This is a genomic window from Porphyromonas sp. COT-108 OH1349 (genome assembly GCF_000768755.1).
Classification (GTDB): Bacteria; Bacteroidota; Bacteroidia; order Bacteroidales; family Porphyromonadaceae; genus Porphyromonas_A; species Porphyromonas_A canoris.
Genome location: NZ_JRAH01000024.1, coordinates 25,482 through 32,659, shown reverse-complemented (window position 1 = coordinate 32,659; position 7,178 = coordinate 25,482). Strand labels below are relative to the sequence as shown.

The 7,178-nt window shown below is 44.1% G+C and carries 8 protein-coding genes and 1 pseudogene; 4 read left to right on the top strand and 5 right to left on the bottom strand.

The window, feature by feature from the left end; all coding sequences use genetic code 11:
• Positions 1-295 (top strand): hypothetical protein (locus tag JT26_RS06550; RefSeq protein WP_036847887.1); only part of this gene is annotated, 295 nt, incomplete at its 5' end.
• Between the two features lie 203 nt (positions 296-498).
• Here JT26_RS06550 and JT26_RS11130 read toward each other — a convergent pair.
• Both JT26_RS11130 and JT26_RS06535 read right to left on the bottom strand, forming a co-directional pair.
• Positions 499-916 (bottom strand): annotated as a pseudogene (locus JT26_RS11130) (helix-turn-helix domain-containing protein).
• A gap of 82 nt (positions 917-998) precedes the next feature.
• Entirely contained in the window at positions 999-1,352 is a 354-nt protein-coding gene (locus tag JT26_RS06535) for a helix-turn-helix domain-containing protein (protein ID WP_004584306.1), read from the bottom strand.
• A gap of 226 nt (positions 1,353-1,578) precedes the next feature.
• Here JT26_RS06535 and JT26_RS06530 point away from each other — a divergent pair, with 226 nt between their 5' ends.
• Together JT26_RS06530 and JT26_RS06525 are read left to right on the top strand one after the other, a co-directional pair.
• The gene (locus JT26_RS06530) at positions 1,579-1,857 is read left to right on the top strand and encodes a helix-turn-helix domain-containing protein (RefSeq protein ID WP_036847881.1); all 279 of its coding nucleotides are present in this window, start codon (positions 1,579-1,581) and stop codon (positions 1,855-1,857) included.
• A 36-nt stretch (positions 1,858-1,893) separates the two neighbouring features.
• Positions 1,894-2,196 carry a helix-turn-helix domain-containing protein gene (locus JT26_RS06525; RefSeq protein ID WP_036847878.1) on the top strand — a complete coding sequence of 101 codons (303 nt, stop codon included), beginning with the start codon at positions 1,894-1,896 and terminating at the stop codon, positions 2,194-2,196.
• A gap of 49 nt (positions 2,197-2,245) precedes the next feature.
• On the opposite strand, the gene JT26_RS06520 is transcribed toward JT26_RS06525, so the two are convergent.
• A complete protein-coding gene (locus tag JT26_RS06520; RefSeq protein ID WP_036847875.1) occupies positions 2,246-2,608 on the bottom strand; it encodes a hypothetical protein in 363 nt (120 codons plus the stop codon).
• Between the two features lie 17 nt (positions 2,609-2,625).
• Complete coding sequence (locus JT26_RS06515; RefSeq protein ID WP_036847871.1) at positions 2,626-3,861, bottom strand: site-specific integrase; 1,236 nt, start codon at positions 3,859-3,861, stop codon at positions 2,626-2,628.
• 73 nt (positions 3,862-3,934) lie between these two features.
• Here JT26_RS06515 and JT26_RS10900 point away from each other — a divergent pair, with 73 nt between their 5' ends.
• Entirely contained in the window at positions 3,935-4,114 is a 180-nt protein-coding gene (locus JT26_RS10900) for a hypothetical protein (protein WP_162531363.1), read from the top strand.
• 498 nt (positions 4,115-4,612) lie between these two features.
• On the opposite strand, the gene lon is transcribed toward JT26_RS10900, so the two are convergent.
• Positions 4,613-7,150: an endopeptidase La gene (gene lon, locus JT26_RS06510; RefSeq protein ID WP_052110409.1), complete on the bottom strand. Its 2,538-nt coding sequence runs from the start codon at positions 7,148-7,150 to the stop codon at positions 4,613-4,615.
• Positions 7,151-7,178 lie beyond the last annotated feature (28 nt).

The window sequence follows — 7,178 nt, the reverse complement described above, 5'->3', positions numbered from 1 at the left end:
GGAACTTGCCGCACTTGACCGAAAAATACAGCTTTCCCTAAAGCCGATTGAAGAGGGAGAAAGCCAACAGGAGGGAACGGAGATGATGCAAGATGAAGCAGGAGAGACGAAGGAAATGGAACGCTCATGTTCGATTGAGCCGTCCGTCATTGCTCCCTCTGTCGATACTTCTGTGGCTCAATCCGACAGACCATTAGAAAGCAACGGGCAGAGTATCTCTGCTACACAGTCCGCAATGGACGGACTACCGCCGTCTCTGGCAAGAAAAGTGTTTATTGTCAGACCTAAACTATAAAATGATTTCTCTCTAATTAATACCTCAAACAGTAGCCCCCGCCTTGTCATCACGACAAAACGGGGGCTTAACGACTGTGCACAATCAATTTACTCACTCTAAAGTCACATAGGTTTTTTCTTTGTTCTTTTTCGTTTTAGGTTTTCGGTAAAGTGGGCTTTCATGAAAGAGAGAATTTCCGATTCCAANTACTCACTCTAAAGTCACATAGGTTTTTTCTTTGTTCTTTTTCGTTTTAGGTTTTCGGTAAAGTGGGCTTTCATGAAAGAGAGAATTTCCGATTCCAAGTACCAAGTTTTATGGTAGATAATGTGGAAAGGAAGTGTCCCGGAAGCACGGTAACGTTGCAGAGTACGCTTGCTGATTTGAAGCATCATACATACCTCTTGGTTATCCAACAANGTAGATAATGTGGAAAGGAAGTGTCCCGGAAGCACGGTAACGTTGCAGAGTACGCTTGCTGATTTGAAGCATCATACATACCTCTTGGTTATCCAACAACGGTTCTCCATCTATCATCGGACGTTGGGGAATGTCGGGAGTCGTCTGTTTCAACTCATCGAAACGCTTCATGATGCGTTCCATCCAGTCAAGAAAGGTCTCTCTATCCAATAGTTCCATCCTTTATCTTCCTACTTTTAAGTTTGAAGTTATGCCGTAGTTCTTCCATGTTCTTNGTTCCATCCAGTCAAGAAAGGTCTCTCTATCCAATAGTTCCATCCTTTATCTTCCTACTTTTAAGTTTGAAGTTATGCCGTAGTTCTTCCATGTTCTTCGGATTACAGTAGAGACTTCTGTTGCGTATCGCCTCCTCGATGTCATGTAGGTCGTAGTAGCAACGCCCATAGATTATCTTGTAGCCAATTCGGTCTGCACTGCGCATACGCTGGAGGGTACGTTTACTGATACCGAGTATCTCGGCTAACTCATCGTTGGAGATAAGGCGGTTTTCATACTCCGTCTTTGCCTTTTTCTCCTGCTCCACATACCGAAGAATCTTTTCTATCTTACCTATCAGTTCCTGAAAGGCTCTGCTTTCTAGTGTAATGACATCCATAACTATTTTACTTGATTATGGCACAAAGTTCGGGAGGGACAATAGGATGAATTGTATNGTATGGTAAATATGTACTGAATAAAGATTTTTCGCCTCAGTTTCAAATATTCTTCGACAAAGGCATCCATATCGAAGCCAGAAGTACGCTATAATGGATAATCAGGGGTAGGAGTCTCTTTTCGTAACTACATTTGTGTGGAAGTGAAAATTAAAACGGACAAGAATTATGGAAGTAATAGCAATAGAGAGGAAAACGTATGAAGCCATGATGGAGCATTTCCGCATTCTGACAGCCAAAGTCGATGCCCTGTGTCGGGAGTGTGACGAGAAGCGTATGGGCAGGTGGCTGGACAATCAGGATGTCTGCCAAATCCTGAACATCAGTTTGCGTACCCTGCAAACCTATCGTAGCACCCGAATGTTGCCCTATACGCAAATAGGGTATAAGATGTTCTATAAACCAGAGGATGTCGGAAAACTGCTCGAACGATCCTCTGCTTTATAACCAATAAATAACATCACCACTAAATCCAACGTAAATATGAACAATAACGTAAAGACAAAGAACGACAAAGAGATTGCATACTTTTTCAACGCCGGCGACCGCATGATAAAAGGCATAGATGCTCTGCGGAAAAAGAATAGACCCTTGCTTGATGGGCATCGCTACCTGACGGATGATGAGTTGTCCCGTCTATTGCATATCAATCGACGCACGTTGCAAGACTATCGCAACATGGGAAGGATTTCCTTTATCAAGTTAGGCGGAAAGGTACTCTACCGAGAAGAGGATGTGGAAAAGCTGTTGCAAGAGAATTATCGCCCTCGGTTTGAGAAGCCTTGACAGAAAAACAGGCAGCAAGAAGCATTTTTCTTACTGCCTGTTCTCATATTCAGTTGTACCATCCACCTTTGCCATAACACACAAGTAGCGGAGAACTTGTTCTCTTCTTTTCGGTCACTCTTCCGATTATCCATTTACGGAAGCTCTTGGCTTCTGGAGAGGCAAATCGAAACGATAGTATCGTTATCATTTCAAGATTGTATAAATCTACAGCACCGTCCTTAAACATTAACCTTCGCATCACCTCATCTTCCCTGAGTAAGCCCTCTTTGAAGATAGACTTGATGTGGTTGCTTACCTTACCGGAGAATACGCCGAACAAATCGGCTATTTCACAAGCCGACATCCAAACAGGGCTTGTCGGAATATGTACCTTTCCGCCCTCTCCAATGGTTATGATTTCTCTTTTCATCGTTTGTCCTTCTTGTATTATATCGTGATCTCATTGAACTGCTCTACCTTACTCAGTTTATCGGAGAGTGCCGCCATGTCCCGACTCTCCTTTTCGTGAGTGATTTTGGCGTAAATCTGCGTGGTGCGGATATTCGTGTGTCCGAGCATCTTGGAAAGGGTTTCGATAGGAACGCCGTTGGTCAGGCAGATTTCCGTTGCCATGGTATGGCGACTGGTATGCCACGTAATCTCTTTTTCGATACCGCAGAGTCCGATGATTTTCTTGATGTTCTTGCAAGCGGTTATATACGTCGGAACGGGCAGAAGCAAATTATCATTCGCCATACCATCGTATTTCTCGATAATCTGCTTAGGAATATCTAAGAGCATGATGTTGGACTCCACCCCTGTCTTTTGTCGCTTGGTCATAATCCAGAGTTTCCCGTCAAAGGAGGTTTGAAGATTATCCTTGGTCAGGTTCTTCATATCGGTAAAGGACAAACCTGTAAAGCAACAAAAGATGTATAAATCCCGAACCAGCTCCATCGACTTGCGGCGGAATCTCAAATCCAACAGCCTGCGAATCTCTTCTTTCGTCAGATAATCTCTATCGGTACTCTCGGCAGATATGCTGTAATCGACAAAAGGGTCACGGACTATCCATCCGTGGTTCTGGGCAATGGTAATCATACGGCGCAGGGGCATCATGTAAATCCATACCGTATTGTTACAGCATTGCTTTTCGGTGCGCAGGAAGATGTCAAAGTCCGTAATGAAAGGCGGAGTGAGTTCTTTCAAAGCAATATCGCTGACATGGTAACGCATCTTGATGAACTCCTCCAAATGCTTGTAGACCGTACAGTATTTTTCGTAGGTAGATTTGCTTCGCAAACCGGCATTGAGCAGTTTGGCGAAGTCCTCATTGTGCTGCGCGAAGACTTTCAGCAAGGTTTCATGCCGCATTTCCAAACCCAAGAAAGCGTTCTTTACTTTCTCGGCAGTGACATAGTTATCCCGCTCGGCTATCTCCTTGTATTTGGCATTGATACCGACACGTATCTTGTCCAAGAAACGGTTGGTTTCCAACGCAACGGTACTTTTTCCAGAAGCGCGATTGCTCTTGATGTCCCACAAATCGGGATGGATGTCGCATTTGCAACTGAACTGGGCAATGGTGCCGTCAATGGTGATACGACACATCACGGGAACGGAACCATTCTTCTTGGGAGCGTTCTTTTTGAGGTAGAACAGAACCTTAAACGTACTACGCATAACTCTGACTTTTATGGTTTACAAAACTATTTATTGTCAGGTTATTTGTTGCTACGCAAAACATTGTCGTTCAATGGTAAAGAAGCAGTCCGCAATTTATTTGCCTGTTTCCTTTCATCGAAGTACCTTTGCAGGAGGTAATCCCCGAAGTTCAGGTCGGATATTGCGCTGTTCGTTACCGCTTTTCCCAACCCTCACTTGCAAAGGAGGTGGTAATGTTTTGGTAACGCTGCTCTGTCCGGAGGTGGCATAAATCCGTCTTTTCGAAGTTCTCCGCCAAATGGCTTAAAATCCAAAACTGACTGACTCACAATTCATTTGCGCNACGCTGCTCTGTCCGGAGGTGGCATAAATCCGTCTTTTCGAAGTTCTCCGCCAAATGGCTTAAAATCCAAAACTGACTGACTCACAATTCATTTGCGCCATTTCGCCTTTTCTTGAACCTTGAGGATAGATTTTTAGTTAAAAGCTCTAAAGGTTTTGGCAAAAAGCTCTAAAGGTTTTGGCAAAAAGCTCTAAAGGTTTCAGACAAAAGCTCTAAAGGTTTCAGACGAAAGCTCTAAAGGTTTTAGCAAAAAGCCGTATAGGAAAAATTTCCTCCGCAAAGGCAAAAGGGATGAGCGTTAGGTATCTGCGTAGCCAACAACGGATCCTGCCTGCGAAAACTAAACAAAAAATCCGTCTGCAAGCCGAAACTTACAGACGGATGAAATGATTGATGCGTTCTTTGTCCGAACTTTTTCCGAATCTCTTACTTTGCAGATATTGGTGCCGAGAATCTGATTTCGGAGTTTTTGATATGCTCCATGTAGTTGATGGGAGATGAAACTTTCTCTTTAGAGAGTGCATGGGTAATCACATCCGTTATGTCATCTACGTAAACAAATGAAAGACCTTTCAGATAGATCTCTTTGATCTCGTCTATGTCTTTTTTGTTCTCTGAGCATAGTATGATGGTCTTGATGCCGGAACGCTTTGCCGCCAATATCTTCTCCTTGATTCCTCCCACCGGAAGCACTTTCCCTCTGAGCGTGATTTCGCCGGTCATTGCTATGGACGACTTCACTTTTCTTTGTGTAAAGGTCGATATAAGAGAGGTTACCAAGGTAATACCGGCACTCGGCCCGTCTTTCGGGATAGCTCCTTCCGGTACGTGTATGTGGACATTCCAATACTCGAACAGCTCTTTGGGGATGTCATAAAGATCACTGTGGCTCTTTATGTATTCCAAAGCAAGCAGGGCAGATTCTTTCATGACATCACCCAAGTTTCCGGTTATGGTCATCTTGCCGTTGCGTGAAGGACTCATGGCACTCTCTACCATCAGGATCTCTCCCCCAACGGATGTCCATGCCAAACCGGTTACAACACCTGCATAAGAATTGCCTTCGTACAGATCTGTGGAGTATTTGGCGGCTCCCAGCATATCTTGAAGTTTATCAGGTGTTATGGTGTAGACAAAAGATGAATCGGCTTCTTCTCCTGCTTCTGCGCGATCTATCTGCGCGGCGACCTCTTTGGCTACTTTGCGCATCAGAGCCGCCAAGCGTTTCTCCAACTCCCGAACGCCACTCTCCTTCGTATAGCTTTGAATAAGAGCCGAAAGAGTATTCTTAGGAATCTTGACCTGCTTGGCTTTCAGTCCGTGGGCTTCCAATGCTCTCGGTATGAGGTGTCTCTTGGCAATCTCCAACTTTTCTTCCAAGATATATCCGCCGACCTCTATCATCTCCATCCGATCTCTTAACGGACCGGGAATGGCTCCGATGTTATTCGCCGTAGCAACAAAAAGAACCTTACTTAGATCGTAGTCGATATCCAGATAGTTGTCGTGGAAAGTGTTGTTCTGCTCCGGATCGAGCACTTCCAAAAGAGCCGAAGAAGGGTCTCCCTTATAGTCGCTTGCCAACTTGTCTATCTCATCCAGAACAAATACAGGATTAGCTGCTTCTGCCTTGATGAGCCCTTTGATAATACGACCCGGCATTGCTCCTATGTATGTACGCCTGTGTCCACGAATTTCGGCTTCATCGTGAAGTCCTCCGAGAGAGACACGAACATATTTCCGGTTAAGGGCTTTCGCTATGGACTGCCCCAAGGAAGTCTTCCCGACTCCCGGAGGTCCGTAGAGACAGATGATCGGAGAACGCAAATCTCCTTTCAACTTGAGTACAGCCAAATGCTCCAAGATACGCTCTTTGACTTTCTCCAAACCGAAATGATCTTTGTCCAAAACCTTGGCTGCGTTGGTAGTGTCGAAGTTGTCTTGAGTAACTTTATCCCAAGGAATATCAAGAACAGTCTGAAGATATTGCAGCTGTATGCTGTAATCGGGGCTTTGGATATTGAGCCGCTCCAGTTTTTTTATCTCCTTTTTTACTGTGGCATAAACTCCCTTGGGCCACTTTATTTTAGAAGCCTTTTTCTTGAGTTCTGCAATATCATCGTCATCTCCGCCATCGTTCAACTCTTCTCGTATGACCCTCATCTGCTGTTGAAGGTAGTACTCTTTCTGCTGCTTATCCAGTTCGGAACGAGTTTTCATGGCGATAGTCGCCTTCATCTCCAGCAGTTGAAGCATTGTATTGACTGTGGTCAAAAGAGTAAAAGCCCTTGTCTTTAGGTCATTATGACTCAAAAGAGCGTACTTCTCCTCTATATCTATCGGCAGATGTGTACAAGCAAATCCAAGAATATTTGTAGGATCTTTGAGTTCGGAGAAAGATTTGATCATTGGCTTGGGCATCTCTCCACCCAAGAGCAATACCTTCATCGTAGTCTCTTGTACAAGTGGGATAAGAGCCTTATACTCCATATCCGAAGCTGGAGGTACAATCTCATCTATAAGGGTATAGCTTGCCGTAAGAATAGGGTTGCTGTCAATAATGGTATTGATCTCAACCTTCTTCTTGCCCATCACAAGCAAAGTGGCTCCCTCTTCCGAAATATCCAAAACTCTCATCACCTCTGCTATTACAGCAATAGGCATAAGATCATCCAGCTTGGGATCTTTTGCAGCTCTGTTTTTTTGAGTAACGACAATTACGTGCTTGTCTTTAGACTCTTCCAAATACTTTAGGAACTCCGGATTGGAAGTTGTATCGTTCATTACGGGAACCGTAACATTAGGATACAATACGGTATTTTGAAGAGGCAAAACGGGAAGCACAAGAGGTATATTCTCCGGAAGAGTAGTGAGTTTATCCATCTCTTCATCAGGAAAAACCATGTGCATCGTGGAAAAAGATGGTTCCATCTCTTCCATCAGATCATCCATATTATTTGTCATATCTATTCTTCGCTATTGTTATGGTATT

What these genes read in the sequence shown, in the direction of transcription:
- JT26_RS06535 (WP_004584306.1), bottom strand. Translation starts at nt 1,352, where the DNA reads ATGGATGTCATTACACTAGAAAGCAGAGCCTTTCAGGAACTGATAGGT.
- JT26_RS06530 (WP_036847881.1), top strand. Translation starts at nt 1,579, where the DNA reads ATGGAAGTAATAGCAATAGAGAGGAAAACGTATGAAGCCATGATGGAG.
- JT26_RS06525 (WP_036847878.1), top strand. Translation starts at nt 1,894, where the DNA reads ATGAACAATAACGTAAAGACAAAGAACGACAAAGAGATTGCATACTTT.
- JT26_RS06520 (WP_036847875.1), bottom strand. Translation starts at nt 2,608, where the DNA reads ATGAAAAGAGAAATCATAACCATTGGAGAGGGCGGAAAGGTACATATT.
- JT26_RS06515 (WP_036847871.1), bottom strand. Translation starts at nt 3,861, where the DNA reads ATGCGTAGTACGTTTAAGGTTCTGTTCTACCTCAAAAAGAACGCTCCC.
- JT26_RS10900 (WP_162531363.1), top strand. Translation starts at nt 3,935, where the DNA reads ATGGTAAAGAAGCAGTCCGCAATTTATTTGCCTGTTTCCTTTCATCGA.
- lon (WP_052110409.1), bottom strand. Translation starts at nt 7,150, where the DNA reads ATGACAAATAATATGGATGATCTGATGGAAGAGATGGAACCATCTTTT.